Source organism: Pseudomonas sp. TE3644 (genome assembly GCF_056278815.1).
Window position 1 is genome coordinate 5,188,556 of the sequence record NZ_JBWBQF010000001.1, and the last position, 26,976, is coordinate 5,215,531.

At 63.4% G+C, this 26,976-nt stretch carries 21 protein-coding genes and 1 tRNA gene; 15 read left to right on the forward strand and 7 right to left on the reverse strand.

All coding sequences use genetic code 11. From position 1 onward, the window contains the following. The first annotated feature begins 13 nt into the window (after positions 1-13). Together ACZ9GA_RS22925 and ACZ9GA_RS22930 are read left to right on the forward strand one after the other, a co-directional pair. Positions 14-472 (forward strand): tripartite tricarboxylate transporter TctB family protein, encoded by a 459-nt coding sequence (locus ACZ9GA_RS22925; protein WP_457360621.1) that lies wholly within the window; start codon positions 14-16, stop codon positions 470-472. A gap of 2 nt (positions 473-474) precedes the next feature. Further along, the gene (locus ACZ9GA_RS22930) at positions 475-1,977 is read left to right on the forward strand and encodes a tripartite tricarboxylate transporter permease (protein WP_457360620.1); all 1,503 of its coding nucleotides are present in this window, start codon (positions 475-477) and stop codon (positions 1,975-1,977) included. A 76-nt stretch (positions 1,978-2,053) separates the two neighbouring features. Here ACZ9GA_RS22930 and ung read toward each other — a convergent pair whose 3' ends face one another. Next, positions 2,054-2,746 (reverse strand): uracil-DNA glycosylase, encoded by a 693-nt coding sequence (ung, locus tag ACZ9GA_RS22935; RefSeq protein ID WP_457360619.1) that lies wholly within the window; start codon positions 2,744-2,746, stop codon positions 2,054-2,056. Positions 2,747-2,893: 147 nt separating this feature from the next. Between ung and ACZ9GA_RS22940 the strand changes: the two genes are divergently transcribed. Then, positions 2,894-4,006, forward strand: coding sequence for an enoyl-CoA hydratase/isomerase family protein (locus ACZ9GA_RS22940; RefSeq protein WP_457360618.1), 1,113 nt, complete (start codon positions 2,894-2,896; stop codon positions 4,004-4,006). A gap of 130 nt (positions 4,007-4,136) precedes the next feature. On the opposite strand, the gene ACZ9GA_RS22945 is transcribed toward ACZ9GA_RS22940, so the two are convergent. Next, positions 4,137-4,523 (reverse strand): hypothetical protein, encoded by a 387-nt coding sequence (locus ACZ9GA_RS22945; protein WP_457360617.1) that lies wholly within the window; start codon positions 4,521-4,523, stop codon positions 4,137-4,139. A gap of 236 nt (positions 4,524-4,759) precedes the next feature. Between ACZ9GA_RS22945 and ACZ9GA_RS22950 the strand changes: the two genes are divergently transcribed. The 5 genes from ACZ9GA_RS22950 to ACZ9GA_RS22970 all read left to right on the forward strand — a co-directional run bounded on the left by ACZ9GA_RS22950 (position 4,760) and on the right by ACZ9GA_RS22970 (position 8,575). Then, on the forward strand, positions 4,760-6,247 hold the full coding sequence (locus tag ACZ9GA_RS22950; RefSeq protein WP_457360616.1) for a sensor domain-containing diguanylate cyclase: 1,488 nt from the start codon (positions 4,760-4,762) through the stop codon (positions 6,245-6,247). Next, positions 6,240-6,470, forward strand: coding sequence for a cysteine-rich CWC family protein (locus ACZ9GA_RS22955; RefSeq protein WP_027976981.1), 231 nt, complete (start codon positions 6,240-6,242; stop codon positions 6,468-6,470). The genes ACZ9GA_RS22950 and ACZ9GA_RS22955 overlap by 8 nt, the downstream gene beginning before the upstream one ends. Next, positions 6,449-7,141, forward strand: coding sequence for a pseudouridine synthase (locus ACZ9GA_RS22960; protein WP_457360614.1), 693 nt, complete (start codon positions 6,449-6,451; stop codon positions 7,139-7,141). Before ACZ9GA_RS22955 ends, ACZ9GA_RS22960 begins: the two co-directional genes overlap by 22 nt. 320 nt (positions 7,142-7,461) lie before the next feature. Further along, the gene (locus ACZ9GA_RS22965) at positions 7,462-8,346 is read left to right on the forward strand and encodes an alpha/beta fold hydrolase (protein WP_457360612.1); all 885 of its coding nucleotides are present in this window, start codon (positions 7,462-7,464) and stop codon (positions 8,344-8,346) included. A gap of 155 nt (positions 8,347-8,501) precedes the next feature. After that, positions 8,502-8,575 (forward strand) — tRNA-Gly (locus ACZ9GA_RS22970). Between the two features lie 452 nt (positions 8,576-9,027). Here ACZ9GA_RS22970 and ACZ9GA_RS22975 read toward each other — a convergent pair. Continuing rightward, positions 9,028-9,459, reverse strand: coding sequence for a type II toxin-antitoxin system PemK/MazF family toxin (locus tag ACZ9GA_RS22975; protein ID WP_476226881.1), 432 nt, complete (start codon positions 9,457-9,459; stop codon positions 9,028-9,030). A 199-nt stretch (positions 9,460-9,658) separates the two neighbouring features. Continuing rightward, the gene (locus ACZ9GA_RS22980) at positions 9,659-10,858 is read right to left on the reverse strand and encodes an MFS transporter (RefSeq protein WP_457360608.1); all 1,200 of its coding nucleotides are present in this window, start codon (positions 10,856-10,858) and stop codon (positions 9,659-9,661) included. A gap of 171 nt (positions 10,859-11,029) precedes the next feature. Here ACZ9GA_RS22980 and ACZ9GA_RS22985 point away from each other — a divergent pair, with 171 nt between their 5' ends. From ACZ9GA_RS22985 to ACZ9GA_RS23005, 5 genes are all read left to right on the forward strand, one after another. Next, positions 11,030-11,251, forward strand: a complete 222-nt coding sequence (locus tag ACZ9GA_RS22985; protein ID WP_457360606.1) for a hypothetical protein — start codon at positions 11,030-11,032, stop codon at positions 11,249-11,251. A gap of 497 nt (positions 11,252-11,748) precedes the next feature. After that, positions 11,749-12,960, forward strand: coding sequence for an HlyD family secretion protein (locus ACZ9GA_RS22990; protein ID WP_457360604.1), 1,212 nt, complete (start codon positions 11,749-11,751; stop codon positions 12,958-12,960). After that, the gene (locus ACZ9GA_RS22995) at positions 12,957-14,186 is read left to right on the forward strand and encodes a hypothetical protein (RefSeq protein WP_457360603.1); all 1,230 of its coding nucleotides are present in this window, start codon (positions 12,957-12,959) and stop codon (positions 14,184-14,186) included. The genes ACZ9GA_RS22990 and ACZ9GA_RS22995 overlap by 4 nt, the downstream gene beginning before the upstream one ends. Before the next feature lies 1 nt (position 14,187). Continuing rightward, on the forward strand, positions 14,188-16,332 hold the full coding sequence (locus ACZ9GA_RS23000) for a glycosyltransferase (protein ID WP_457360601.1): 2,145 nt from the start codon (positions 14,188-14,190) through the stop codon (positions 16,330-16,332). Positions 16,333-16,342: 10 nt separating this feature from the next. Beyond that, positions 16,343-17,785 carry an efflux transporter outer membrane subunit gene (locus ACZ9GA_RS23005; RefSeq protein ID WP_457360599.1) on the forward strand — a complete coding sequence of 481 codons (1,443 nt, stop codon included), beginning with the start codon at positions 16,343-16,345 and terminating at the stop codon, positions 17,783-17,785. A gap of 838 nt (positions 17,786-18,623) precedes the next feature. Here the strand turns inward: ACZ9GA_RS23005 and ACZ9GA_RS23010 are convergent. Then, the gene (locus ACZ9GA_RS23010; RefSeq protein WP_457360597.1) at positions 18,624-19,724 is read right to left on the reverse strand and encodes a glycerophosphodiester phosphodiesterase; all 1,101 of its coding nucleotides are present in this window, start codon (positions 19,722-19,724) and stop codon (positions 18,624-18,626) included. Between the two features lie 126 nt (positions 19,725-19,850). Between ACZ9GA_RS23010 and ACZ9GA_RS23015 the strand changes: the two genes are divergently transcribed. Continuing rightward, the gene (locus ACZ9GA_RS23015; protein WP_457360595.1) at positions 19,851-20,861 is read left to right on the forward strand and encodes a DUF4917 family protein; all 1,011 of its coding nucleotides are present in this window, start codon (positions 19,851-19,853) and stop codon (positions 20,859-20,861) included. Here the strand turns inward: ACZ9GA_RS23015 and ACZ9GA_RS23020 are convergent. Together ACZ9GA_RS23020 and ACZ9GA_RS23025 are read right to left on the reverse strand one after the other, a co-directional pair. After that, on the reverse strand, positions 20,858-22,957 hold the full coding sequence (locus tag ACZ9GA_RS23020; RefSeq protein ID WP_457360593.1) for a proprotein convertase P-domain-containing protein: 2,100 nt from the start codon (positions 22,955-22,957) through the stop codon (positions 20,858-20,860). The genes ACZ9GA_RS23015 and ACZ9GA_RS23020 overlap by 4 nt on opposite strands. Before the next feature lie 112 nt (positions 22,958-23,069). Next, complete coding sequence (locus ACZ9GA_RS23025; protein WP_457360591.1) at positions 23,070-24,284, reverse strand: class I SAM-dependent methyltransferase; 1,215 nt, start codon at positions 24,282-24,284, stop codon at positions 23,070-23,072. A gap of 332 nt (positions 24,285-24,616) precedes the next feature. Between ACZ9GA_RS23025 and bglX the strand changes: the two genes are divergently transcribed. Continuing rightward, entirely contained in the window at positions 24,617-26,911 is a 2,295-nt protein-coding gene (gene bglX, locus ACZ9GA_RS23030; protein ID WP_457360589.1) for a beta-glucosidase BglX, read from the forward strand. Positions 26,912-26,976: the final 65 nt, after the last annotated feature.

The window sequence follows — 26,976 nt, forward strand, 5'->3', positions numbered from 1 at the left end:
AGGAGTTCCGACCATGGTTGTGCAACGAGTGTTCACCCTGGCCCTGCTGCTGGCCTGTGCCGCGCTGGCGGTAATGGCCTGGCCTTACCAGGCGGCGTTTTCCTACGAACCGGTGGGCCCGCGCGCCTACCCGCTGCTGATGCTGGGCCTGATGGCCGCAGCGCTGCTGTACATGTGCATCCGCCCCAGCGCCATCACCCACAGTGACGAAGAACCACCGCTGGATCGCGCCACCCTGGCCAAGATCGGCGCCTGCGTGGTGTTGCTGCTGGTGTTTGCCGGCACCTTCGAAAGCCTGGGTTTCATCCCCGCCAGCCTGCTGGTCGGCATCCCCATGGCGCGGCTGTACGGCGGCCGCTGGTTGCCCGGCGCGGTGGTCATCAGCCTGCTCAGCGTCGGCCTGTACCTGCTGTTCGACAAGGCCATGGACGTGCCCCTGCCCCTGGGCCTGCTGGCCTTTCTGGAGAACTGAACATGGACACTTTCAGCTACCTGGGCCAGGGCTTCGGCGTGGCCCTGAGCCCCTATAACCTGGTCACTGCCCTGTGCGGCACGCTGATCGGCACCGTGGTGGGGCTGCTGCCTGGCCTTGGGCCGATCAATGGCGTGGCGCTGCTGATCCCCATCGCCTTTGCCCTGGGCCTGCCGCCCGAGTCGGCGCTGATCCTGCTGGCCGCGGTGTACCTGGGCTGCGAGTACGGCGGGCGCATCAGCTCGATCCTGCTCAACATTCCGGGTGAAGCGTCCACCGTGATGACCACCCTGGACGGCTACCCCATGGCCCGCCAGGGCCTGGCCGGGGTGGCGCTGTCGCTGTCGGCCTGGAGCTCGTTCATCGGCGCCTTCATCGCCACCTGCGGCATGGTGCTGTTTGCGCCGCTGCTGGCCAAATGGGCGATTGCCTTCGGCCCGGCGGAGTACTTCGTGCTGATGGTGTTCGCCATCGTCTGCCTGGGTGGCATGGCCGGCAATAGGCCGCTGAAGACCTTCGTCGCGGCACTGATCGGCCTGTTTCTGTCCAGCGTCGGCATCGATGCCAACAGCGGCGTTTACCGTTTTACCGGTGACAATGTGCACCTGGCCGACGGCATCCAGTTCGTGGTGCTGGTGCTGGGCCTGTTCTCCATCAGCGAAATTCTGCTGTTGCTGGAGAAAACCCACCGGGGCCAGGAAGCGGTAAAGGCCACCGGGCGCATGATGTTCAACTTCAAGGAAGCCGCCTCGGTGTTCGTGGTCAACCTGCGCTGCGGCCTGCTGGGCTTCATCATGGGCGTGTTGCCCGGTGCTGGCGCCACCCTGGCCAGTGCCGTGGCCTACATGACCGAGAAACGCATGGCCGGCGCCAGCGGCACCTTCGGCCAGGGTGACAAGCGTGGCCTGGCCGCACCGGAAACCGCCATTGGTGCCTCGGCCTGCGGCGCCCTGGTGCCGATGCTGACCCTGGGCGTGCCCGGCTCAGGCACCACGGCGGTGATGATCGGCGCGCTGTCGCTGTACAACATCACCCCCGGGCCGTTGCTGTTCCAGCAACAACCGGACATTGTCTGGGGGCTGATCGCCTCGCTGTTCATCGCCAACGTGATGCTGGTGATCCTCAATATCCCGATGATCCGCATTTTCACGCGTATTCTGTCGGTGCCCAACTGGGCGCTGGTGCCGGTGATCGCCATCATCACCGGCATCGGTGTGTACGCGGTGCACGCCACCACCTTCGACCTGTTCCTGATGGTGGGCATCGGTATCTTCGGCTACATCCTGCGCAAGCTGGACTTCCCGCTGTCGCCGGTGCTGCTGGGGTTCATTCTGGGCGGGCTGATGGAGCAGAACCTGCGGCGGGCGCTGTCGATTTCCAACGGGGCGCTGGATATCCTGTGGTCCAGCCCGATCACGGCGGGGGTGTGGGTGCTGACGGCGGTCATGCTGATGCTGCCGCTGGTGCGGTTGTGGCGCCGTCGCGCGGTGTCGGCTGTAGCCTAGACCGCGTTGCCTGCATCGCGGCCAAGGCCGGCTCCTACACCGTCCGTGGTAGGAGCCGGCCTTGGCCGCGATGACGTCACACGGGCGGCAACTGCCAGTCAATCGGCGTCAGGCCGCTCTGCTGCAGGAACTTGTTGGTACGGCTGAAATGGCCATTGCCAATAAACCCGCGATACGCCGACAGCGGCGAAGGATGCACCGAGGTCAGCACCAGGTGCTTGCTGCTGTCGATCAGCTTCTGCTTGCTCTGCGCATGGGCGCCCCACAGCAGGAACACCACGCTTGTCTGCTGCTCGCTGACGGTCTGAATGATGCGATCGGTGAACGACTCCCAGCCCTTCTTGGCATGGGAGGCTGCGTTGGCGCGCTCCACGGTCATGGTGGTGTTGAGCAGCAACACGCCCTGCTCGGCCCAGTGCTGCAGGCAGCCGTGGGGGGCGATGTCGATGTTCAGGTCGCGCTTGAGCTCTTTGTAGATATTGACCAGCGACGGCGGCGTGGCAATGCCCGGCTGCACCGAAAAGCACAGGCCATGGGCCTGGCCGGGGCCGTGGTACGGGTCCTGGCCGAGGATAACCACCTTCACCTGCTCCAGCGGGGTCAGGTTAAGCGCGTTGAAGATCAACGGGCCCGGCGGGTAGATTTCCTTGCCCGCGGCGTGCTCCTGGCGCAGGAATTCACGCAATTGGGCCATGTACGGCTGGTCGAATTCGGCGCGCAGGGCGTGCTTCCAGCTGGGTTCGAGTTTGATGCGATCGTCGGTGGTCATGGGGCAGTGCCTGGCAAACAATGGGGCGGACGTTAGGAAAGCCCACCCCGATTGTCAATCGATGTGACAGGAGACTGACGGGAAGTCGGGTGCGGGCCATACTGCTTGTTCAACCACTGCCCAACTCGCGTCACCCAAGAGGTCAGGATGAATCTGCAATTCGAAGAGCTTGTCGGTGTCGATGGCGCCCGCATTGGCGTTGCCACCCTGGACGCCGAAAAATCCCTCAACGCGTTGTCGCTGCCCATGGTCGAGGCCCTCAACGACCAAATGGAGCGCTGGGAACAGGACGACCAGATCGTCTGCGTACTGCTGCGCGGCAGCGGCGCCAAGGCGTTTTGCGCCGGCGGCGACGTGCGCAGCCTGGTGCAGGCCTGCCGCGCCCACCCCGGCGAGGTGCCACCCCTGGCCGCGCACTTCTTCGCCGGTGAATATCGCCTGGACTACCGCCTGCACACCTTCCCCAAACCGCTGATCTGCTGGGGCCATGGCTACGTGCTGGGCGGTGGCCTGGGCCTGCTGCAAGGTGCCAATATCCGCATCGTGACCCCCAGCAGCCGCCTGGCCATGCCGGAAATCAGTATCGGCCTGTACCCGGACGTAGGCGCCAGTTGGTTCCTGTCGCGCCTGCCAGGCAAGCTTGGCCTGTTCCTGGGGCTGACCGGCTCGCACATCAACGGCCGTGACGCCCTGGACCTGGGCCTGGCCGACCGCTTTTTGGGCGAGGACCAGCAACCGGCGCTGATCCAGGGCCTGCTGCAACTCAACTGGCAGGAGCAGACCGCCGTGCAGCTCAACAGCCTGCTCAAGGCCCTGGAGCATGAAGCCGCCAGCCAGTTGCCCGAAGCCCAGTGGCTGCCGCGCCGGGCACAGATCGACAAGCTGCTGGACGTCAGCGAAGTGGCTGGGGCCTGGCGGGCCCTGGTGCATCAGCGCCACGGTGACGATGCCTTGCTGGCCAAGGCTGCGCACACGCTGGGCGAAGGGTGCCCGTTGACGGCACACCTGGTATGGGAGCAGATCGAACGAGCGCGGCATTTGTCCCTGGCGCAGGTGTTCCAGATGGAATACACCATGAGCCTGAACTGCTGCCGTCATCCGGAATTCAGTGAGGGGGTGCGTGCGCGGCTGATCGACAAGGACCAGACCCCGCGCTGGCATTGGCCGGACGTGGCGGCGGTCCCGCGAGCGGTGGTGCAGGCCCATTTCAGCAAGGCCTGGGAAGGCCGCCATCCGCTGGCGGATTTATCTGATTATTGAACACATGTAGCCGCTGCCGCAGGCTGCGCTGGCCCTTGACGTCGTTGAAGATCTCCAGCGTACTCGGGGGCCAGCGCAGCCTGGCGGCAGCGGCTACAGGTTTACAACCAGGAAGGCGGCAGCGCAGGGCTCAACGGCGCCCGCCGCCATAACCTCCACGACCATGATCACCACGGTCCCCATGCCCCTGCCAGTTGCCCCGTCCAGGCCCGCGGCCTGGTGGTGGCGGTGGGCGATGGCCGTCCCAGCCCGGCCTGCCCCAGCCAGGGCGATAACCCGGCCCAGGGGCGGGGCGGTAGTAGTGCGGCGGCGGCGCATAGTAACGCGGCGGTGCGTAGTAACGCTGCGGCCGCACGTAGTAACCGGAGTTGTAATATACAGGCCCGGACGGGTAGTACCCATAGGGGTAAGCGCTGCCGGCGTAGACGTCCGTTCGGTAGTAGGAAGATCCCTCATAAGGTGCACACGCAGCAGTCAGCAGACCCAGCAACACAATCAGCAAAAGTCTTGATTTCATGGCGGCCTCCCGGACCGCTGGACAGCTCGAACCAGCGACGCTGGTCGGCGCCGAGCAAAATGTAGCGATCGGCATAGATTCAGACAGCGGAAACCCGACTCAGTGCCGTAGCCGACATAATTTGCTACAAGTTCGAAACACTCCCAATCATATTGCCACTTTCTTTACCGCCATCCTCCCGCAGCCCGGTGTACTCCCCTAGAATGACGCACCGGTCACCAGCCAATGGACTAGCTATGCCGCCCCGCCTCACCTCGTTGCCCCAGCGCTACCTGATCCTGACCCTGGTGGCGCTATTGACCAGCGGCTTCGTGCTGACCTCGCTGCTGAGCTACTACGCCTCACGCAGCTCCATCCGCGACAATATCGTCAACACCGAACTGCCCCTGACCAGCGACACGGTGTATTCGGAGATCCAGAAAGACCTGGTGCGCCCCGTGCTGATCTCCTCGATGATGTCGCGCGACACCTTCATGCGCGACTGGGTGATGGCCGGCGAACGCGATCCGCAGCAGATGACGCGTTACCTGCAGGAAGTGATGAGCCACTACGGCGCGTACACCGCCTTTTTCGTCTCGGACAAGACCCTCACCTACTACCAGGCCAAGGGCGTGCTGAAGAAGGTCAGCGCCCGCGAGCCACGCGATGCCTGGTATTTCCGCGTGCGCGACATGGAGACGCCCTACGAAATCAACGTCGACGTGGACATGGCCAACCACGATGCCCTGACCATCTTCATCAACTACAAGGTGTTCGATTATCAGGACCGCTTCATCGGCGCGGCCGGGGTGGGCCTGACCGTCAACGCCGTGGTCAAGCTGATCGAGGACTATGAGCAGCGCTATCAGCGCCGCGTGTACTTCGTGGATCGCCAGGGCCGCGTGGTGCTCACCGGCGCCCAGGGCGGCCCGCTGGGGGCCCACAGTGGCCAGCGCCTGGACGCGCTGCCGGACATGCACAACCTGCTGACCCTGATGCCCACGCCGAAAACCGGCAGCTACGAATACGCCGCCCAAGACAAGAAGCACTACCTCAACGTACGCTTCATTCCGGAGCTGGACTGGTTCCTGTTCGTCGACAAGCGCGAAGACAGCGCCTTGGGCGACCTTCGCCAGTCGCTGTACCTGAACCTGCTGATCTGCCTGCTGGTGACCGCGCTGGTGCTGGCACTGCTCAAGCGCGTGATCAATCGCTACCAGCGGCGCCTGGAAGTGCTGGCCACCCGCGACATGCTCACCGACCTGCCCAACCGCCGCGGCTTCGACCTGCTGGCCAGCCAGGCCATCAGCGAGGCCGAGCGCGATACCCAGCCGTTGGCCGCCCTGCTGCTGGACCTGGACCACTTCAAGCAGCTCAACGACAACCACGGCCACCTGGGCGGCGACGAGGTGCTCAAGGGCTTCGCCCAGGTGCTGCGCGACAGCCTGCGCCACTCCGACATCCTCTGCCGCTGGGGTGGTGAGGAATTCATTGTGCTGTTGCGTGCCACCCCGGGCACCGACGCCCTGCAGATCGCCGAGAAGATTCGTCGGCGCACCGAGGAATACGCCTTCACTTACGCTGGCAAATCGCTGAAAATCACCACCAGCGTCGGCGTTACCGGCCTGCAGGCCAACGATACCCTGCACAGCCTGCTCAACCGCGCCGACCATGCGCTGTATCGCGCCAAACAGAGCGGACGCAATTGCGTGCGCAGCGAGTTGCCCCAGTCCCATTATGAATGATGCCACCCTGTGCCCTGCCTGCGGCGCCAGCAACGCCTGCAGCCTGGCCGACCCACGTACCGCCACCCAGGCCTGCTGGTGCTATGGCGTGAGCATCGACGCCAGCGTACTGGCCGCCCTGCCCCCCGCCCTGCGCAACAAGGCCTGCCTGTGCCCACGCTGCGCCCAGGTACTCGATCAACTGCCCCCCGACGAGCCGGCATGCGCCTCGACCGATTCCTGAGCAACCTGCCGCAGTTCAATCGCAAACAAGTGCGCCTGCTGCTGGTGGAGCGGCGTGTGCGTGTGGATGGCGTCGCGGTGGGTGACCCACACCACGAAGTGCGCGAGTTCAGCCAGGTACTGCTGGACGATCAAGTGCTGCAAGCCGGCCGCCCGGCCCGCTACTTCATGTTGCACAAGCCCATGGGCTGCGTCAGCGCCACAGTCGACCCGCAGCACCCCACGGTACTCGACCTGCTGGACGAGCCGGACAAGCACGACCTGCACCTGGCCGGCCGCCTGGACTACAACACCTCGGGGCTGATGATCCTCACCAACGACGGCCAGTGGTCCCGCCGCCTCACGCAACCCACCACCAAGTTGGGCAAGGTGTACTACGTTGAAACCGAGCAACTGATCGATGCGCAGTACATCGAGACCTTCGCCCGCGGAATTTATTTTTCCTTCGAAAACCTGACCACTCAGCCAGCCGATCTGGTGCTGCTGGGTCCGCGCAGCGCTCGCCTGACCATCTTCGAGGGCCGCTACCATCAGGTGAAGCGAATGTTCGGTCACTTTCAAAACAAGGTGTTACGGCTGCATCGTGAGCAAATGGGTCCGCTGACCCTTGATCCAGAGCTGTTGCCGGGCCAGTACCGCGCCCTGACGGCTGAAGAGATTCAGCAAATCTAGGCGTCTTACCGCCGGGCAGAAACCTTACTGACATTGTGCCAACGGTACTTGCGCAGGCGTCGGATGCCTGCTTGAATCCAATCGTCGGTCCACATGTGACTCGGCAGTCACCACCGTATTCTAAGAAACCTTTTTGTTGGTCACCGGTTGCTCCACACGGGCCGGGACCGGCGAACTGCCCCCCAGAACAACAATACCCGTCGACCAGATTGTACGGATCGACATGGGCAAAAAATTCCAAGGCTTATGCCTACCTGTCACAAATAACGTGCAGAGTCGATTGCGCGAGTACCCGTTTTTTTTGCCAGGAGTCTTACGACATGAGGCCAGAAATCGCAGTGCTGGACATACAGGGTTTGTATCGGGTTTACACGGAGTTTTACCGCGCGGAAGGTGCTGAAAAGACCATCATTCTGGTCAACGGCTCGCTGGCTACCACCGCGTCTTTCGCCCAGACAGTGCGTAATCTGCATCCTCAATTCAACGTGGTGCTTTACGATCAGCCGTACGCCGGCAAATCCAAGCCCCACAACGTGCACCAGCGGTCACTGACCAAGGAAGAGGAAGGCTTGATCTTGGTCGAGCTGATCGACCACTTCAATGCCGAGCACGTCATGTCCTTCTCGTGGGGCGGTGCCTGCGCGCTGCTGGCGCTAGCGCATCAGCCCAAGCGACTGGAGAAGGCGGTGATCAGCTCGTTCTCGCCGGTGCTCAACGAGGCAATGCGCGATTACCTGGAACGCGGCAAACACTACCTGGGCCGTTGCGACCGCCACAAGGTCGGCCACCTGGTCAACGACACCATCGGCAAGCACTTGCCGTCGCTGTTCAAGCGCTTCAACTACCGCCACGTCAGCAGCCTGGACGACCATGAGTACATGCAGATGCACTTCCACATCAGCGAAGTGTTGCAGCATGACCTGGGCAACGCCCTTGAGGCCGCCAAACGCATCAACGTGCCGGTGCTGTTCATGAACGGCGAGTGGGACGAGTACACCACGGCCCACGAAGCCAGGCACTTCGCCAACCACGTGGCGCGTTCGGAGTTCTCCACCATCCAGAGCACCGGGCATTTCCTGGACATGGAGCACAAGGCCGCCTGCCGTGACACCCGACTGGCGCTGATGGACTTCCTCAAGCCCGCCGCCCAGCCAAGCCGCCTGCACTACCGCCCGTTCGACGGCCACCATGCATTGGCCATCTGAACGACTCGCCAGCGGGTCGCTGCGCTTGTACATCGAAGCCACCTGACGGGGCCCAGAAGATGAACAACCGCAGCGACCTGCCGGCAAATACGCCTGCGTGCGCAATTAAGGCTTCAATTGGCGGGCGACTTCTGGTAAAAAGTGAACCGCGTTCAGCGGGTGTCGTATAATGGCATTACTCCAGCTTCCCAAGCTGATAACGAGGGTTCGATTCCCTTCACCCGCTCCAACCTCTTCTGCTTCGTAGATCGTCCTGATTTACGGAGCGCGGCCACCAGGCTGCTTCGTGTTTTCCTCCTTATATTGCTCCCAACGCCCAGCCTTGTTCTGCTGCGCGAGCTATGCCCTGTAGCCGCTGCCGAAGGCTGCGCTGGCCCTGTAACTCACTAAAGATCTACAGCGAACCCGAAGGCCAGCGCAGCCTAGCGGCAGCGGCTACAGAACCGCGGGGCAGAGAGACGAATCACCGTTCGCCAAAAACGACAAAGGCGCCTTTCGGCGCCTCATTCACAAGCAGGTCGGCTTGTCATCGCCTTGTACCTGCCCGGCTCTGCGATTGCTGGTTTCCCAGGATCCTCAGAGTCTCACAAGCCCCTTTCGGGAACCCGTAGACTCTAACACTTCGGGCCTTGAGAAAAAATCAGTCAACCTCTTTTCCGACCACCATTTTGTAAGTCCATGTCACAGGCCTAGTGCTGACTTTACCCCTCGCTGGATAGCGACAAACAGGTCCGCAGGCAATGGCAAAACAACATAATCACGGCGCCCAGTCACCCGGTCTCGCGTCTTAATACGGTCAAGCCTGGCACAGCCGACCGTATAAACCATGTCGCATTTTGCCCAGCACCGTATCTGGGAGCCTGGGATGAGAGAATCAAATTCGACGTGGCAGGACTCCAGTCGCAGGGGAGCGGTAGTGCTGAGTGGAACGACTGTAACAAGCGAAGAGTTTTGCGAATTGCGCCTCAACACCACCACCGGCCGCGTTTTAACCATTTCAGGTCGCTCATGCCCCCTGAAATCGCACATGACAATCGTCCCAGCCTTGGGTTGATAAAGTAACGGCATCGTCTTGCTCGGGCTTTCAATGGAGGTGCATTTGATACCGCACATCGTTCGCGAGGAATGTAGGACTAATCAGCTGAGGTTGTAAGGATGGGCTTTTTTCGCAACCTGTCACGTAGCTGGTACGGGAGGCTGCATTTTCCTAGGACCTCATGGCACAGTATGACCACGCCGAAATGCCAGGGCAGCCTGGCGGCAGCGGCCACAAATTGGGTACTGCAAGACCCTCCTGCAACGAGCGTTAAAATCAAACAGGGCGAATACCCACCTCCCGCTCCACCACCCAAGCCAACGGCAACGTCAGCAACAACACCCCCGCCACAACCATCAACGCCACGGTAATCCCCGTCACATCCCCCAACCGCCCGAACACCACGGGCGCCAGTGCCCCCGCCCCGATGGTGCCGGTGTAGAACAATGCAAACGCCTGCTCACGGCGCCCCGGCGCGGCCAGTTCAGGTACCGCGCCGTACAGCACCGAGGACGTGCCATTCAGCGCCAGGCCCAACAACGGCAGCAAAGCCATCAGCCCCCATTGGGGCAGGAACACCGCCAGCACGATCAACACCGAAGTACTGGACTCGGTGAGCCACACCGTCTTCATCATGCCGATGCGCGTGCCCAGGTACCCGCACAGCAATTTGCCGAACGCGCCGCCAATAAACAGCAGCATCAATGCCAGGCCGATACCGGCCGTGCCTGCACCCTTGGCTTGCAGCAAGAAAGGCAGGAAGGTCAGAAAGCCCATGCGCACCGCACTGTCCAGGGTGCCGGTCAGCAGCAGGGCACGCAGACCGAGGGTTGAGCCTTGCCCGGTCGCCGTACTGGCCTGCTTCCCGGTGCTGGCGATAACGCGCGAAGGCAGCAGCCAATACAGCAAAGCAGCCGCCGCCAGCCCGAGCAGCCCCATCAACGTAGTGCTGGCACGCCAGCTGATGACCGTCAGCAGCAGCCCCACCAGCCCGGGAATCAAGGTTTTGCCAATATCCCCGGCGAAGTTGTACTGCGACAGCGCTTCCTTGACTCTTCCGCCCGGCTCATGACTATCGGTAACCAGCGAAGACCCCAGCGGGTGCTGGGTACTGGCGCCCAGGCCACCCAGCATCAGCGCCAGCAGCAACACACCCAGTCCGCCGGCCTGCCCCACCAACAGATACGCCAGCCCCGCCAACGCCGTGCCGCCGACCAGCAAGCGCTCTCTGCCCCAGCGGGCAGCCGCCCGGCTGGCCAGCAACTGCATACCGGCCATCGTGCCCGAGTAGGCACCGCGCAGCAGGCCAACCTGGGCGAAACTCAAGCCAAACTGGGCTTGCCAGATCGGCAGCAGTACGTAGATCAGGTCGGTAAGGCCGTCGTGCACCGCATGGGCACTGCAAGCGGCCAGCAGTGACCGGCGACGTACAGCGTCTGGATACACATCAGGGGTGACTTCGTTGGCTATAGTCATGATTAGCGTAATAGATAGGTGATCAACAGATAGCATGCTACTTATAGATCACCCGCACCGAATTGCGTACACCTGACCCCGACGACGTTAGTGACGTGCGCCGCACGAGTGCACTATTAACGGGTCAGTAACCTTGATCATTATTTTCCTGCCAGCACCCAGGAGCCCGGCATGAAGGAACATCTGCTGCAACCATTGCTGTTGGACAAACTGTACGAAAACCAACTGGCCATCGCCGCCGCCGTCGAAGAGCTGGCCCTGTGGATCGAGGTCCGCTGGGAGGCCGAGGACATCGCTGAGAACGTACGCAGCGCGTTGGAGACGTTGGACCGCAATGCGGACTTCATCAATCGCAGCATTGCCAGCCTGCGAGAGGCCCGCACCGAGCTGTAGCCGCTGAGCCTGAGCCTTTGGGGCAGAAAAAAGCCTGTCAGCCCGGCAGGCCTTGCTGCGCTCAAATCAATTGTACATATATTATTTTCGACGCTCGAACAGTGCGGGCAGTCTTAAAAAATCGCGGCCCGGTAAATGGGATTCAAAAAAAAGGCTATAAAAACAATCGCCTCGCAAAAGTTCCCGACTCAACAACACCTTTGATCCGCCAATAACACCCCGCCAATATTCCAGCGTCAACCACGCAACCTGCGCAGGTCGTTGACAGCAAACAACTTTAGTCCTAATTTCTTGCGTCAGTGAATCGCTCCAATAGTGTCCCGGATTCTTTTTCAATAAGACGGGACGCACCCCCGCACTGTAATAAAAACATCAAGAAAGTAGTTTCAGTCTTTTTTGCTTCATTGCCTTCTGACTGCCGTGATCAATGCAGGGACGGGTGCTGCGTGCCCGCCTGCCGGGCTATCTGCAACTGCATGACTCGGGAGTGCCGGAAAATGGCCGAAGTAGTTGAGGCAAAGCGTTTTTCCCTATCGCTGCTGCCACGCCTGGTAGGGTTCGGGGTGTTGTCGTTCATCATCTGGTTGCTGTTCTCCACCCTGTTCATGCCGTTGATGTCATCTTCGGCCACGCGCGCCATTCTCAATGCGCCGGTGATCCTGCTGACGACCCCCATCGACGGGGTGGTCCGCACCCTGAACATCGCCCCCGGCAGCACCTTCACCACCGGGCAGGACATCGCCACCATCGAGAACCCCCGCGCCAATCAGGAAACCTTGCTGACCCTGCAAACCCGCCGCCTGACGCTGGAGCAACAGCTGTCCTCGCTGGCCAGCCAGGCCGAGCACGACCAGCAGTTCTACGACGCACTGGAGAAAACCAGCCAGCAGTACCAAAGCGCCTACCAGACCCGACAGATGTATGCGCAGAAAGCCCTACAGGCAGAAAGCAGCGCCGCCGGCGCGCGCCTGGCGGATGCCCGCGACACCGTTGATCGCAACCTGCAACTGTTCCAGCAGGGCGCCGTGAGCGAAGCGGTGGTGGCCAGTTCCAAGGCGCAGCTGGCGTCGTTGCAGGGGGCTGCGGAATCAGTGCGCTCGCGGCTGCGCATCAACAGCGGTGACTTGTCGGCGGCCAAGGATCAGGTGTACCTGGACCCCGACCAGTTGCGCATGTTTGACCTCAAGTCGCAGATGACCACGCTGCAGCTGAGCCTGGCCAACCAGGCGAAGAACCGCGCCACCCAGCAGCAGGAACTCGACAACCTCAAGCAACTGATCGACACCGAACAGAAGCGCGTGAAGATGATGGCCGCCTACGAAGTGGTGGCCTACTCCCCGGGCACCGTGCAGGAACTGGTGGCACCCCAGGGCACCCTGGTGCGCGCCGGCGCGACCTTGCTGCGTGCCACCAATTGCAGCCAGAGCTACGTGATCGCGGTATTCCCCGAACGCATGGCCAGCAAGATCACCCGCGACACGGAACTGCAGGTGTCGATCCGCGGCCTCGACCAACCACTCAAGGCGCGAGTGATGCAGATGCTGTCCAGCCCTACCGACATCCAGGCCAGCAGTTACAGCGTGCCCTTCCCCTACGCCGAGCAGAACTCGGTGTACGTGGTAGCGGCCTTCGACACTGACCTGGCTGACAACGAACGCGCGCTGACCTGCAACCCCGGCAACTGGGTCACCGCAACGGTGTCACGATGAGGGCGCTGTTGTTCATCGCGCTGTTGTGGCTGGCCCAGGCAAGCGCTGATGAAGCACGCCCGCGCCTGGCGCAAATGACCTGTGCCGCCATGGGGCAGGCGGTGCAGGCGCTGGGCGAAGGGCCGGTCTTGCTGGCCAGTTACCCGCCACTTAACGGCCAGCCACCCCCGGTGCTGGCCTTGCGCGGGGTGGCGTTCACCTACGACAACGCCTTGGCCAGCATCGCCCTGTTTGGCTGCGGCAACGCCAGCGCCGGGCGGCAGATCGCCGATGCCCTGGCCTACGCCACCGACCATGACCCGGACTACAGCGACGGCCGCGTGCGCAACGCCTATGCCGCCGGCCCCATCAAGCACGGCGCCATCACCCTGCCCGGCTACTGGAGCACCGAGCGCGGCGCCTGGAACCAGGATGCCTACCAGGTTGGCAGCGCCACCGGCAACCAGGCCTGGGCCGTGCTGGCGCTGCTCGAGGCCTACCGGCAAAGCCAGGAACAACGCTACCTGCAGGCCGCCCGGCGGATTCTCGACTGGACCCAGGCCAACACCTACGACAGCCAGAACCCGCCCGGTTTCATCGGCGGCTTTTACGGCTACCCACCCACGCCTCAGCGCCAAGGCTGGAAGTCGACCGAGCACAATGTCGACCTGGTGGCCGCCTGGGAGGCGCTGGACCGTCTGCACGCCAACGCCCAGGCGGCCAGCCAGGCGCAGATCGCCCGTCGCTTCGTCGACAGCCAGTGGGACGCCGAGCAGGGCCGATTCCTGATCGGCACCCTGCCCGACGGCCACACGCAGGAGCGCGAGAAGTCCGGGCTGGACGCGCAGATCTGGCCGTTGATCGCCGTGCGCGACCGCCCCGCCGACTGGCAGCGCAGCCTTGCCTTCATCGATCACGCCCACCGTTTCGGCGATGGCTACGGCTTCAACCGCGCCCCTGACGGCCTGTGGACTGAAGGCACCGCCCAGGCCGCTGCGGTGGCCCAACTCAGCGGCGCGCCGCAACAGGCCAAGCCCCTCTGGGCAGTACTGGTGGCGCAACAAGCCGGGGACGGTTGGCTGTTCGCCACGCCGCAGGCGCAAATCAGCACCGGCCTGGCCATTGGCCCCACCTCCACCACCAACGACTTTTTCTATTACCACCTGCCCCACCTGGGCGCCACGGCATGGGCGGCCATCGCCGCCACCGGCGTCAACCCCTTCACCGGTGCTCAAGAGGCGAACTGACATGCATACCCTGGACGCAATGCAACTGTTGCAGGTCAACTTCTGGACCCTGGCCATGGTGGTGCTGTTCAGTTGCCTCACTCACCGTAACCAGTGGGCGGCACGTGCGCTGTTCGGCGGCATGACCGCAGTGCTGCTGATCAACTACCTGCTGTGGCGCATCCATTACACCCTGCCCGACAGCCACTCGGGTTTCGCCACGGTGTGGTCCTACAGCTTTCTGTTCTTCGAGATGCTGGCCATCGGTTACACGCTGTTCTCCATCGTCGTCATGCTGTGCCGCAGCGATCGCAGCCCTGACGCCGACGCCGGCGAACAGCGCCTGCGCGCCATGGGCCAGCAGGCGCCTGCAGTGGACGTGTTCATCTGCACCTACAACGAAGGGCTGGACGTGCTGGAGAAAACCATCATCGCCGCGCAGGCCATGGACTACCCCAACTTCACTATCTGGGTGCTGGACGACACCCATCGCGACTGGTTGCGCGATTACTGCCAGCGCATGGGCGTGGAATACGCACGCCGCGACAACAACCTGCACGCCAAGGCCGGCAACCTCAACAACGGTCTGCGCCAGTCAGCCGCCCGCAGCAATGCCCCGTACATTCTGGTGCTGGACGCTGACTTCGCCCCGCAACAGCCGATCCTGATGCGTACTTTAGGTTTGTTTGAAGACCCAAAAGTAGGCCTGGTGCAGACCCCGCAGTTTTACTACAACCCCGACCCTATCCAGCACAATCTGGGCTCGGCCACCTGTTGGGTGGACGAGCAGCGGGTGTTCTTCGATGTGTTCCAGCCGGCCAAGGACGGTTGGGACGCAGCCTTCTGCGTAGGCACCTCGTTTGTGGTGCGCCGCGATCTGATCGAGCAATTGGGCGGTTTCCCCACTGGCTCCGTGTGCGAAGACATCTACACCACGTATCGACTGTTGCAGCATGGCTACGTCACCCGCTGGCTCAACGAGCGCCTGTCGATTGGCCTGTCGGCGGAAGGCCTGACCGAGTACATCAACCAGCGCGGCCGCTGGTGCCTGGGCACCGTCCAGGTCGCCTTGCTCAAGGACGGCCCCTTGCGCGGGCGCGGTTACAGCCTCAACGACCGCCTGCATTACCTCCACGGGCTGCTGCACTGGTTTTCCAAACCGTTCATTTTGATGATGCTGATATCGCCGGTGCTGTACTGGTACTTCGGCGTCGCCGGTTTCTACGCCAAGCCCATGGATTTTCTGGCCTTCGGCATGCCTGCGCTGATCGCCTTCTGGGGCTACGGCACCTGGGTCACCGACCGGCGCACCTTGCCGATCTTCACCGAGGTAACGCAGATCGTTGCCTCGCTGGCGGTTACCGCCACCTTGGTCGGCGCCCTGCTGCGGCCCTTCGGGCGACCGTTCAAGGTCACTGCCAAAGGGATCGACCGCTCGAAAACCATGGTGCACTGGAACCTGTTCGGCTTCTTCCTGGCGCTGACCACCCTGGCGCAGATTGGCGCCTTCACCGCCATCGTCACCGCCGATAGCCTGGACGGCAACATGGTCTTCAACCTGTGCTGGACGGTGGTGGCGCTGATCTACAACCTGGCCACGCTGGTGGCCTGCGTCGACCGCCCGCGCCTGCATGGCGAGGAGCGCTTCCCGTTCGATCGGCCTGCCGGCTTCCGCCTGGGCGGGCGGACTCTGGCGGGGCGGATCATGGACATTTCCATCACCGGCGCTGCCTTCGCCTGCCGTCATGCGGGCTCCATTCGCAGCGGCGCGCGCGGGGAGATCTGGGTCAATAAAGTGGGCTGGGTGCGTGTGCAGGTGATGCGTCAGCAGCGAGGCGTGCAACTGGGGCTGCGTTTCATCGACATGGACGAAGCCTTGCGGCGCAAGCTGATCGGCCGCCTGTTCAGCGACGCCAACGCCAACGTCGCCGGCAAGGCGCATCCGGGCATCGCCTTCGGCAGCCTGCTGCGCCGTGCCCTGCTGGGCGAGAAACGCCTGGCGCCACTGCCACCTCGACGGCCGCGGCGCACCCCTGGCAGTACGCGCTTCCCGTCGCTGCCGGCCCGTCGCCAGCCGCTGCATTTGATGCAGGCGTCCCACGGCAAAAGCGGCCTGCTGGGGCTGCTGATTTCTCAATTGCGCGCCCTGCTCGGCACGCGTCTGTAGGAGTGCGTCCATGAGTAACCGCTTGCGTGGCACCTGCCTGGCGTCGCTGCTGATGGTCAGCGGCTGTTCGCTGGAACCGACCTACCAGCCGCCAGAGCCGCCACTGGACCAGGCCTGGCCGGCGAACACCAACGGCGCCTGCTGCGAGGGCCGCCAAGCGTTCGAGCAGGACTGGCACAACTTCATCAGCGACGAGCGCCTGCGGCAGTTGGTCGACCTGGCCTTGGCCAATAACCGTGGGCTGCGTCAGTTCGCGGCCAGCGTCGACGAGTCCCGTGCATCCTTCAATGGCGCCAGTGCAGCGCTCTACCCCAGCATCGGCATCGACACGTACGCAGGCCGCAGCAAACTGCCCGCCCTGGTGCAAACGCCGGGCGGCGGCTCCAGCCCCGGCAGCATCGCCAACACCTTCCAGGCCACAGCCGGGTTCACCTCCTACGAGCTGGACTTCTTCGGCCGCGTGCGCAGCCAGAAACATGCGGCGGGCGCGCGCTACGAAGCCAGCCAGGCCGATTACCAGACCGCCCGCCTGGCGCTGATCGGTGAGGTGGCCAGCACCTGGCTGACACTCAAGGCCAACCAGACCCTGCTGGACCTGGCGCAGCATACCTACGAGTCCCAGCACCATTACGGCGAACTGCTGCGCTCCAGCTATAACCTGGGCTCCACCGCGCGCATCGACGTGCACCAGGGCGACGCCATGACCAATACCGCCGCCGTGCAGGTCAACACCTACCGCATGCAGGTGGCGCAGAACCTCAATGCCCTGCGCGTGCTGGTCGGCCAGCCCGTGCCTGATGCGCTGCTGCCCAAAGGTCAACTGGGCCAGCAACTGGCCACGGCCGACGTGCCGGCGGGGCTACCCTCCAGCCTGGTCACCCGGCGCCCGGACATCATGGCGGCCGAAGCGCAGATGCGCGCCGCCAACGCCGAAATCGGCACCGCGCGCGCCGCCTACTTCCCCAGCTTCTCGCTGACCGGGGCGCTGGGCAGCCTGAGCGGCGATTTCTCGAAACTGCTCAGCGGCCCGGCGGCCTTCTGGAACCTGGCGGCGGCCGGCTCCCTGACCCTGCTCGATGGCGGCACGCGCAAGGCCGGCGTCGATGCCAGCCATGCACGCTACGACCAAAGCACCGCCGCCTATGAAGAAACCGTGTTGAACGCCTTCCGCGAAGCGGCCGATGCGCTGAATGCACGCCAGGAAATGCTGACCCAGGTGGCGGCGCAACAGCGGCTGGTCACCGACTACCAAGAGGCCTACCGCCAATCGCGCCTGCGCTTCGAGGCGGGGCTGGACAGTTATTTCTCCACCATGGACGCTCAGCGTTCGCTGTTTGGGGCGCAGCAGCAGTGGCTGCAACTGGAGCTGGCGCGGGAGATCAATCAGGTGAACCTGTATAAGGCGTTGGGCGGAGGGTGGACACCGCCCAACGTGAAGATGGCAGGTAAGTGATGTGCATGTAGCCGCAGCCTTCAGCAGCGGCTACAACAGGCGAAGAAAACTTGTGGGGCCGGGCGGGCCCCTTCCCGAGCTTCGCCCGGTCCCACATTGGACACTCGCCACTAGCTCAGCGCTTCGACGCGAAGATGTAAGGCATGGAGAAACGCCCCGTAGCAGCAACTGCCTCGATACCGCGTCGCCTGCATCGCGACTAAAGTCGGCTCCTACGCCGTCCGTGGTAGGAGCCGGCCTTGGCCGCGATGCAGACGACGCCGGCCTGTAGCAGCAACTGTCTTGTGAAGGTAGACACTGTGGGAGCAAAGCTTGCTCGCGATGCAGGCGACGCGGTTTTTCTGGATTACGGCGTTGATACCATCGCGAGCAAGCTTTGCTCCCACAGGACGGTGTAGCGGCAACTGTCTGTGTGGGAGTGGGCTCTGCCCGCGAAAAACACACCGCAGTAGGTCAGGAACTCCACGTTACCTTCTTCGCGGGTAGAACCCGCTCCCACGGGGCGTGTAGCTGCCACAGGACGGCGTCGCCTGCATCGCGGTCTTTCTGGTCTACGGCGTCGATGCCATCGCGAGCAAGCTTTGCTCCCACAGGACGGTGTAGCGGCAACTGTCTGTGTGGGAGTGGGCTCTGCCCGCGAAAAACACACCGCAGTAGGTCAGGAATTCCACGTTACCTTCTTCGCGGGTAGAACCCGCTCCCACGGGGCGTGTAGCTGCCACAGGACGGCGTCGCCTGCATCGCGGCCAAGGCCGGCTCCTACCACGGACCGCGTAGGAGCCGACTTTAGTCGCGATGAGGCCAGTGAAGCCTGCTTACCCCCTCCTCCTACTTGCCATCAGTACCCATTGGCCTTGAGGATTTCATCAACGCTGCGGCTCGCCGGGCGGTGGTAGAACTTCAGCAACTCGCTGCTGCGGTTGGTGAATATGCCATCGACGCCCGCGTCCATGACCTTCTGATAGTCCACCGGGTCATCGACGGTGTAGACGTGCACCAGCAAGCCCTTGGCGTGGGTCATCTGGTTCATCCAGGGTTGTACCAGGTCCATGTAGCTTTGGTCGCCACCCTGGGTGAGCGCGGCCGAAGGCCCGGTGCCGATGGCGCCGTTGGCCTTGGCGAAGTCGAGCCAGCGTTCGAATTCGGCATGGTCGCGCGGGGTCTGGCGGGCGTAGTAGGCGGCTTTGGTTTCGCCGCTTGCAGGGTCGAAGGCAACCTTGGAGGTCGGCTCGATGCTGCCCTCGCCTACCCACAGCAACAGTACTTTCGGCACCTTGGGCATGAACTGGTTGAGCAGGGTCAGGCTGCTTTTTTCAAAGGTCTGCAGCACTACCCGGTGTTGCGGTGCGACGTGGCCGTCTGCCGTGAGCCAACCGCGCTGGATCAGTTTGGCCGTCAGGTCCTTCTCGATGCCGGGGAACAGCAGCGGCGCCTTGGTTTCGATGTACAGCCCCGGACGGTGGGCCGGGTCCTGGTCAGCCAGGTCGATGATTTCGTCCAGGGTCAAAATCTTCAGGCCCGCGTAGGCTGGCCGGGCACGGTCCGGATAGGCCTTGTTGAACCAAGTGCCCGCGTCCAGGGTTTTGAGCTGGGCCAACGTGAACTGGCTGACGGGCTGGTCCTTCTGCTCGGGAAACTTGGTCGCGATGTCGGTGGTACGCCCAAGGTTGGTGTCATGCAGGGCAATCAGCTGACCATCGCGGGTGCGCTGCAAATCCATTTCCAGGTAATCGGCGCCCAGTTCCCGGGCCAGCAGATACGAGGCCTGGGTCGACTCAGGTGCATCGAACGAAGCGCCGCGATGGGCGATCACCGCAGGCCAGGGGATGCCCGCCGCCTGGGCCAGCGCCTGGCCCTCCGGGGCCTTGGCGTGGGCGGTGACAGCGAGGGCCGACAGCCATGCGACGGTGAGCCAGGTGATGCGCCGGGGTACAGACATACACGCTCCTTGCGGGATCAAAACGAAAGACCAGCATAGTCGGCCATGAACATGACAAGACGGTTTACCCCCGCCCCGGCATGGTACAGTCGCGCCCTGTAACCGATCCCGAGCAAGACGCATTTCATGGAACTCGACGCTTTCGACGCCAGCCTCGGCCAATGGCCGCAACTGCCCTTCACCTGCACCGGCCTGCTGCTGGGCAATGGCGCCAGCCGGGCGATGTGGCGCAACTTTGCCTACGACTCGCTGTTTGAGCGGGCGCAGAAAGTGCGCAACAAACCGCTGGGCCAGACGGACCTTGCGCTGTTCAAGTCCATGGGCACCGAGAACTTCGAGCAGGTGCTGAGCGCGCTCAACCTCACCACCCGCGTCAACGCCGCGCTGGCGATCAGTGCCTCGGCGCCGCTGAACCGCTACTACGCCATCAAGGAAGCGCTGATCCACGCCATGCGCAGCGTGCACATCCCCTTCCGTATGGTGCAGCCCGACGCGTTGCAAGGTATTGCCGAACACTTGCGTACTTACGCCACGGTGTATTCGAGCAATTACGACCTGCTGGTGAGCTGGGCCGTGGAGCAGGCGCCGGACGGCTTCGATGACCTGTTCGACGTGGACCTGGGCTTCGACGTGCGCCGCACGCGCACCCAGGCCACGCGTATCCTGCACCTGCACGGCGGCCTGCACCTGATCCGCCAGGCCGACGGCACCACCCGCAAACGCAATGCCATTGGCAGCGCCCTGCTGGACGGTTTCGCCATCAACCAGCCCGGCGAGGTGCCGCTGTTCGTCAACGAAGGCCGCCGCGATGACAAACTGCGTGCCATCCGCCAATCCGATTACCTGAGCTGGTGCCACGGCCAACTGGCGAACCATCAAGGCGCACTGTGCCTGTTCGGCCATAGCCTGGGCGAACAGGATCGCTACTTGCTGGAGGCCATCGAACAAGCAGGCGTGCAGCAGTTGGCGGTGTCGATCTTCCCGTTGAGCGATGCCTGGGTGCTGAGCCAGAAGCAGTATTTCACCGCCCTGTTCCCAAGCCGCGAGATCGTGTTCTTCGATGCCACCAGCCACCCACTGGGCTTGCCCAGCCTGAACGTGCCCGTGCCCAAGCCTGCGGTGAAGCGCAAGCGCTAGATCGTCGGCAGGCCCTGCTCCAGCAGGTCGAGTGCTGGCGCCTCGGCCAGCCACTGCCAGTCGCGGTCGCTCAACTGGGCGACGCTGACGTTGTGCAGGCTCACGAACTGCCCCTGCGGCAGCGTAACCAGCGTGTGCGGCCCTACCTGGACCAACAAAGGTTGCGTGCCTTCGGGAAAACCGCTGAACAGCACCCGGTCGATGCCCGGCTGGAAATCCAGCAGTGTGTCGCCCGCCTCCGTCTCGGCCCGTATCACGAAGCGGTCGCGGCCCGGCCCACCCGATAAGGTGTCCCGGCCCGCACCACCATCCAGCCAATCATCGCCCGCGCCGCCCTCCAGCCGGTCCCCCGCATGGCCACCGAACAAGGCATTGTCCGCATCATTGCCAATCAGCGTGTCGGCGTAATCGCCGCCAATCAGATGCTCGAAGTCGGCGGGGTGTTCCACCTGCAGGCTCACCCCCGCCAACCGCGCCGAGCCGCTGCCCAGGTCAATCAGCGAAGCACTGCTGATGGCTGCTGCGTTCAGCGTGTCGACGCCACCATCGAGGTCGCGCAAGGCACGCCGCTCGGCTGCATTCATCTGGGCGAATTCATTGGTGTACACATAGTGATCGTTGCCGTTGTCCAGCCGACCGAAGATGTTCATGCGCCAGCTGTTCAAGGTGCCGGTCTTGCCCGGGGCGCTGTCGACCACCTGCAACTGCCATTGCCCGTTGGCGTGTTCACCGCGCAAGCGTGCTGTATTGAAGATGAAGTCCAGCGACCGACGCTTGTCGAAGCGCAGGTCACCCGCTTCGGTACTGCCAGGTGACTTGCCAGGCCGATCCATTAGTATCGATCGTGTGCCCGAGGGCGAGATCAGCACCAGTTGCAGGTCACCGGGGCGTTCATGGGTGAGCTTCACCTGCACCAACACGTGCTCGATGTTCAGCCGTGCGTTGTCCAGGCCCATGCTGTAGTTGAGGCCGACCGCATCGTTGTCGGGAATGGCAAAACTGCCCTGGGCGCTGGTCAGCGGCGTTTGCAGTAGCGCTTCATTGGTGTAGCCCTGCCGCCCCGGCCAGTCCTGGGCCAGGCGCACCGCCGCATGGGCGTCCACCTCGCCATAGCCGTAGTCATGGCTGACGTGCATGCCGCCGCCATTCCAGGCACGGCTGGCGTTGAATTGCCATTGGCTGGAAGGGTCGCGCACCTGCCGGGCGGTCAGCGCCAGGATGTCCTGCACATCGCGATACCCCAGGCGTGGATTGGCCTGCAGCATCAACGCCACCACTCCACTGATGATGGGCGCCGCCAGGCTGGTGCCGGTCTGCGGTTGGCCGACACCAGTGACCACGCCCACGCCCTGGGCACTGACCAGCAGGTTGGCCCCAGGGCTGGAAAAACCGGGCGCCGCGCAGGGTTCGGTGCGAGGCGGCGGGCACGTCGCGGCCACCATGATGTTGCCGCGCATGTTACTCAGGCTGGAGTAGTTGGCGTTGCCGCCACCCTGCCGTGCGTTGCCCGCGCTCATCACGATGACCGTGCCCAGGCCATCGCGACCTTCGCTAAGGGCCAGTCGGTACTCGACCGGAATCGCGCCAATGGCCGGCACCTTCAGCACAGGTTCGAAGCGCCCATGGGCGCCCCAGCTGAGATTGGCCACATCGTAGCGCTTGAGCGCCCCCAGGCTTTCCATGCGCTGGCCCACCCAGTGCCCGCCGATGGTGGCCTGGGGCGCCACGCCCACGGTGCCCTGGCCATTGCGGGCCGCCACCATCACCGCTGCCACGCTGTTGGCGTGGTCGGCATCGCGGTCGACGCTGGCCTTGCTGGTCATGAACCAGGACGACGTGCTGGCCAGCCATTCGGGATCGACATTGGGCAGCAGGTCTTCGTGGCGGTAGGCAAAGGCCACCTTGTGCCCCTTGCTGTGCGCCTCGAACTGGCCGATGCGCACGCCCAGGCCCGTATAGCGCGCCCACACCGGCGGCACGTTGGCCTGCTGCAGGTAAGTCTGCGAGGGGTAGTCGGGATCGCTGGGCGCTTGTTGCGCCAGTGCCTGGGCGACGCAGAAAAACGCCGCCACCAGGCTGAGGATTAACTTGCTCACGTGCCGCACTCGCCCATGGAATGATGGGGTAGTGTTGCCCCGGGCGACGTGCGCTGCCTACCCGCTCACGGCGAAATAGACCTGTCCTACGCCGCCGTGGGAATGGTCTGACTCAGATCAAACCGTCGGCCTTGAGCAGCGTCTCCAGGCAATGCTCCTGGATGGCATAGAACGCCTTCAACGCCTCGATCTTTTCCAGCAAGGCTCGAGGGTCCTGAGGCTCGGCACGCTTCACCGCCAGGATCATCTTGTTCTTGTTGGTGTGCTCCAGCGAGATGAACTCGAACACCTTGGTCTCATAGCCGCAGGCTTCCAGGTACAGCGCGCGCAGGCTGTCCGTAACCATCTCGGCCTGCTGGCCCAGGTGCAGGCCGTATTGCAGCATCGGCTTCAGCAAACCAGGGCTCTGGATCTGCAGCCGGATCTGCTTGTGGCAGCACGGTGAGCACATGATGATCGCCGCGCCCGTGCGGATACCGGTGTGGATGGCGTAGTCGGTGGCGATGTCGCAGGCGTGCAGGGCGATCATCACATCGATGGCGCTGGGCACCACGGTGCGCACGTCACCGTGTTCGAACACCAGGCCCGGATGCTCCAGGCGCGCCGCAGCGGTGTTGCACAGGGTGACCATGTCTTCCCGCAGTTCCACCCCGGTCACCTGCGCCTCGCGGCCCAGGGTGTTGCGCAGGTAATCGTGGATGGCGAAGGTCAGGTAGCCCTTGCCCGAGCCGAAGTCGGCCACGCGCACCGCTTGCTGGCCCGGGATAGGCGCACCGGCGAAGGCGTGGGAAAACACCTCGATGAACTTGTTGATCTGCTTCCATTTGCGCGACATGGCCGGGATCAGTTCATGCTGCTTGCTGGTAACCCCCAGGTCCACCAGGAACGGGCGGCTGAGTTCCAGGTAGCGCTTCTTCTCGCGGTCGTGCTCGGCCGATGCAGCTTGGCGCGGCTGCTGCGCGGCATTGCGATGCAGCATGGGTTTGTTCTTCTTGCTGAACTCCAGTTGCACCTCATCGGTGAGGGTCAGCAGGTGCGCATTTTTGAAGCTGGCCGGCAGCAGGTCGGCGATCAGCGCCTGGGCTTCGTCCAGCGGCAGGTTCTTGGTGATGTCGCGGGTCTGGTAGCGGTACACGAAGCTCAGGCAGGCCTGCTCCTTGACCATCACTGGCTTGATGATGACCTTCTGCAATTGCGCCTCGGCGCCCACTTGGCGGGCCAGCACCAGCTTGACCAGGGCGTTCTGGGCCAGGCTGTGGCCCAGCAGGTCGAGAAAAGTGGCACGCGGGTCCGGCGCGGTCTTGGGGCTTGCGGCAATGGCAGACATCGAAAAAGGGCCTGGAAAAAGGAATGCGCGCATTTTACGGGGCTTTGCCCTGCCAGGGCACGGACTTGTTCACCCCAAGCGACGACACGCCTTGTAGCCGCTGCCGCCAGGCTGCGCTGGCCCTCGCGTGCACTGCAGATCTCCAGCGAGGCAAATGGCCAGCGCAGCCTGCCGGCAGCGGCTACGGTAATTGTGGCTACCGGCAAAACAAGTCTGGATTGCCGCTCCCCGATGGGCTAAAAGAGGCGCGCACATTACAAAAATATTCGTTCCACCCCTTAGGCTGGCCTGTTCGCCCTTCGAACCGTTGCACGCCGTACGAGAGCAATTTCATGAAGAAGCTGTGTTTGCTGGGCCTGGTTGCAAGCCTGGCCTTCCAACCGGTGCTGGCGGCCACTGCCCCCTCGCCCCTCAAGACCAAGGACGCCTTCATCGCGGACCTGATGAAACGCATGACCCTGGACGAAAAGATCGGCCAGCTGCGGTTGATTTCCATCGGCCCGGAAATGACCCACGAACAGATTCGCGACGAGATCGCCGCCGGGCGCATCGGCGGCACCTTCAACTCGGTGACCCGGTCCGAAAACCGTCCCATGCAGGACGCCGCCATTGAGCGCAGCCGCCTGAAGATCCCGATGTTCTTCGCCTATGACGTGATCCACGGCATGCGCACCATTTTCCCCATCAGCCTGGCCCTGGCCTCCAGCTGGGACATGGGCGCCATCGGCCGCAGCGCCAGCGTGGCTGCGGCAGAGGCGGCCGCCGATGGCCTGGACATGACCTACGGCCCGATGGTGGACATCGCCCGCGACCCACGCTGGGGCCGTACCAGCGAAGGCTTCGGTGAAGACACCTATCTGGTGTCGCGCATCGCCAAGGTGATGGTCAAGGGCTTTCAGGGCGACAATGTCGCCGCGCCCGAGCGCATCATGGCGGCGGTCAAGCACTTCGCCCTGTACGGTGGCGTGGAAGGCGGCCGCGACTACAACACCGTGGATATGAGCCCTACGCGCATGTACCAGGACTACCTGCCCCCTTACCGCGCCGCCATTGACGCCGGTGCCGGCGGGGTGATGGTAGCGCTCAATTCCATCAATGGCGTGCCCGCCACTTCCAACACCTGGCTGATGCAGGACTTGCTGCGCAAGGACTGGGGCTTCAAGGGCGTGACCATCAGCGATCACGGCGCCATCCACGAGCTGATCAAGCACGGCGTGGCCCGCGACGACCGCGAGGCAGCCAAGCTGGCGATCAAGGCCGGCATCGACATGAGCATGAACGATCAGGTGTATGGCAAGGAGCTGCCGGGGCTGGTCAAGTCCGGTGAAGTCAGCCAGGCCGACATCGACAACGCCGTGCGCGAAGTGCTGGGCGCCAAGTACGACCTGGGCCTGTTCCAGGACCCGTACCGCCGCATCGGCAAGGCCGCGGATGACCCGGCCGACACCTATGCCGACAGCCGCCTGCACCGCGAGGCCGCCCGCGAAGTGGCGCGCACCAGCATGGTGTTGCTGGAGAACCACAACCAGACCCTGCCCCTGAAAAAACAGGGCCGTATTGCCCTGGTCGGGCCACTGGCCGACGCACCCATCGACATGATGGGCAGTTGGTCGGCAGCCGGCAAACCCGACCAGTCGGTGACCCTGCTGCAGGGCCTGAAGAACGCCGTCGGCGACCGCGCTACCATCACCTACGTGAAGGGCGCCAACATCACCGACAACCAGGACGCCATCGCCTTCCTCAACCGCATCATCTTCGACCGCGAAGAGGTGCACATCGACAAGCGCCCTGCCCAGGACATGATCGACGAAGCGGTCAAAGCCGCGGAACAGGCCGACGTGATCGTGGCTGCCGTGGGCGAAGCGCGAGGCATGTCCCACGAGTCCGCCAGCCGTACCACACTGGCCCTGCCCAACACCCAGAAAGCCCTGATCAAGGCACTCAAGGCCACCGGCAAACCGCTGGTGCTGGTGTTGATGAACGGCCGGCCGCTGTCGCTGGTAGAGGAACAGAAACAGGCCGACGCCATGCTGGAAACCTGGTTCTCCGGCACCGAGGGCGGCAACGCCATCGCCGACGTGCTGTTCGGCGATTACAACCCCTCGGGCAAGCTGCCCATCAGCTTCCCGCGCTCGGTGGGGCAGATTCCGGTGTACTACAGCCACCTGACCATCGGCCGCCCCTTCACACCGGGCAAACCGGGCAACTACACCTCGCAGTATTTCGACGAGGAAACCGGCCCGCTTTACAACTTCGGCTATGGCCTGAGCTACACCGACTTCAGTGTCTCGGATATCAGCCTGTCCAGCGCCACCCTGAAGAAGGGCGGCAAGGTAGTGGCCACGGTGACAGTGAAGAACACCGGCAAGGTAGCCGGGGCCACGGTGGTACAGCTGTACCTGCATGACGTGGTCGCGTCCATGGCACGCCCGATAAAAGAGCTGAAGAACTTCGAGAAAGTCACCCTGCAACCGGGCGAGGAAAAAGTGGTGCACTTCACCCTGACCGAGGATGACCTGAAGTTCTACAACCCGCAGCTCAAGTACGCTGCCGAGCCGGGTGAGTTCCAAGTGCAGATCGGCCTTGATTCGCAGGATGTGAAACAAAGCAGCTTTACCCTGCTTTAATCCGGCCCCCAATGTAGCCGCTGCCGCCAGGCTGCGCTGGCCTGTGCCTCGCTGGAGATTTCCAG

Excerpts from the sequence above, each read along its gene's own strand:
- ACZ9GA_RS22960 (WP_457360614.1), top strand. The coding sequence starts at position 6,449 with ATGCGCCTCGACCGATTCCTGAGCAACCTGCCGCAGTTCAATCGCAAA.
- ACZ9GA_RS22950 (WP_457360616.1), top strand. The coding sequence starts at position 4,760 with ATGCCGCCCCGCCTCACCTCGTTGCCCCAGCGCTACCTGATCCTGACC.
- ACZ9GA_RS22930 (WP_457360620.1), top strand. The coding sequence starts at position 475 with ATGGACACTTTCAGCTACCTGGGCCAGGGCTTCGGCGTGGCCCTGAGC.
- ACZ9GA_RS23025 (WP_457360591.1), bottom strand. The coding sequence starts at position 24,284 with ATGTCTGCCATTGCCGCAAGCCCCAAGACCGCGCCGGACCCGCGTGCC.
- ACZ9GA_RS23005 (WP_457360599.1), top strand. The coding sequence starts at position 16,343 with ATGAGTAACCGCTTGCGTGGCACCTGCCTGGCGTCGCTGCTGATGGTC.
- ACZ9GA_RS22995 (WP_457360603.1), top strand. The coding sequence starts at position 12,957 with ATGAGGGCGCTGTTGTTCATCGCGCTGTTGTGGCTGGCCCAGGCAAGC.
- ACZ9GA_RS22985 (WP_457360606.1), top strand. The coding sequence starts at position 11,030 with ATGAAGGAACATCTGCTGCAACCATTGCTGTTGGACAAACTGTACGAA.
- ACZ9GA_RS22965 (WP_457360612.1), top strand. The coding sequence starts at position 7,462 with ATGAGGCCAGAAATCGCAGTGCTGGACATACAGGGTTTGTATCGGGTT.
- ACZ9GA_RS22980 (WP_457360608.1), bottom strand. The coding sequence starts at position 10,858 with ATGACTATAGCCAACGAAGTCACCCCTGATGTGTATCCAGACGCTGTA.
- ACZ9GA_RS23000 (WP_457360601.1), top strand. The coding sequence starts at position 14,188 with ATGCATACCCTGGACGCAATGCAACTGTTGCAGGTCAACTTCTGGACC.
- ACZ9GA_RS22975 (WP_476226881.1), bottom strand. The coding sequence starts at position 9,459 with ATGTGCGGTATCAAATGCACCTCCATTGAAAGCCCGAGCAAGACGATG.
- ACZ9GA_RS22940 (WP_457360618.1), top strand. The coding sequence starts at position 2,894 with ATGAATCTGCAATTCGAAGAGCTTGTCGGTGTCGATGGCGCCCGCATT.
- ACZ9GA_RS22955 (WP_027976981.1), top strand. The coding sequence starts at position 6,240 with ATGAATGATGCCACCCTGTGCCCTGCCTGCGGCGCCAGCAACGCCTGC.
- ACZ9GA_RS22925 (WP_457360621.1), top strand. The coding sequence starts at position 14 with ATGGTTGTGCAACGAGTGTTCACCCTGGCCCTGCTGCTGGCCTGTGCC.
- bglX (WP_457360589.1), top strand. The coding sequence starts at position 24,617 with ATGAAGAAGCTGTGTTTGCTGGGCCTGGTTGCAAGCCTGGCCTTCCAA.
- ACZ9GA_RS22945 (WP_457360617.1), bottom strand. The coding sequence starts at position 4,523 with ATGAAATCAAGACTTTTGCTGATTGTGTTGCTGGGTCTGCTGACTGCT.
- ACZ9GA_RS23015 (WP_457360595.1), top strand. The coding sequence starts at position 19,851 with ATGGAACTCGACGCTTTCGACGCCAGCCTCGGCCAATGGCCGCAACTG.
- ACZ9GA_RS22990 (WP_457360604.1), top strand. The coding sequence starts at position 11,749 with ATGGCCGAAGTAGTTGAGGCAAAGCGTTTTTCCCTATCGCTGCTGCCA.
- ung (WP_457360619.1), bottom strand. The coding sequence starts at position 2,746 with ATGACCACCGACGATCGCATCAAACTCGAACCCAGCTGGAAGCACGCC.
- ACZ9GA_RS23010 (WP_457360597.1), bottom strand. The coding sequence starts at position 19,724 with ATGTCTGTACCCCGGCGCATCACCTGGCTCACCGTCGCATGGCTGTCG.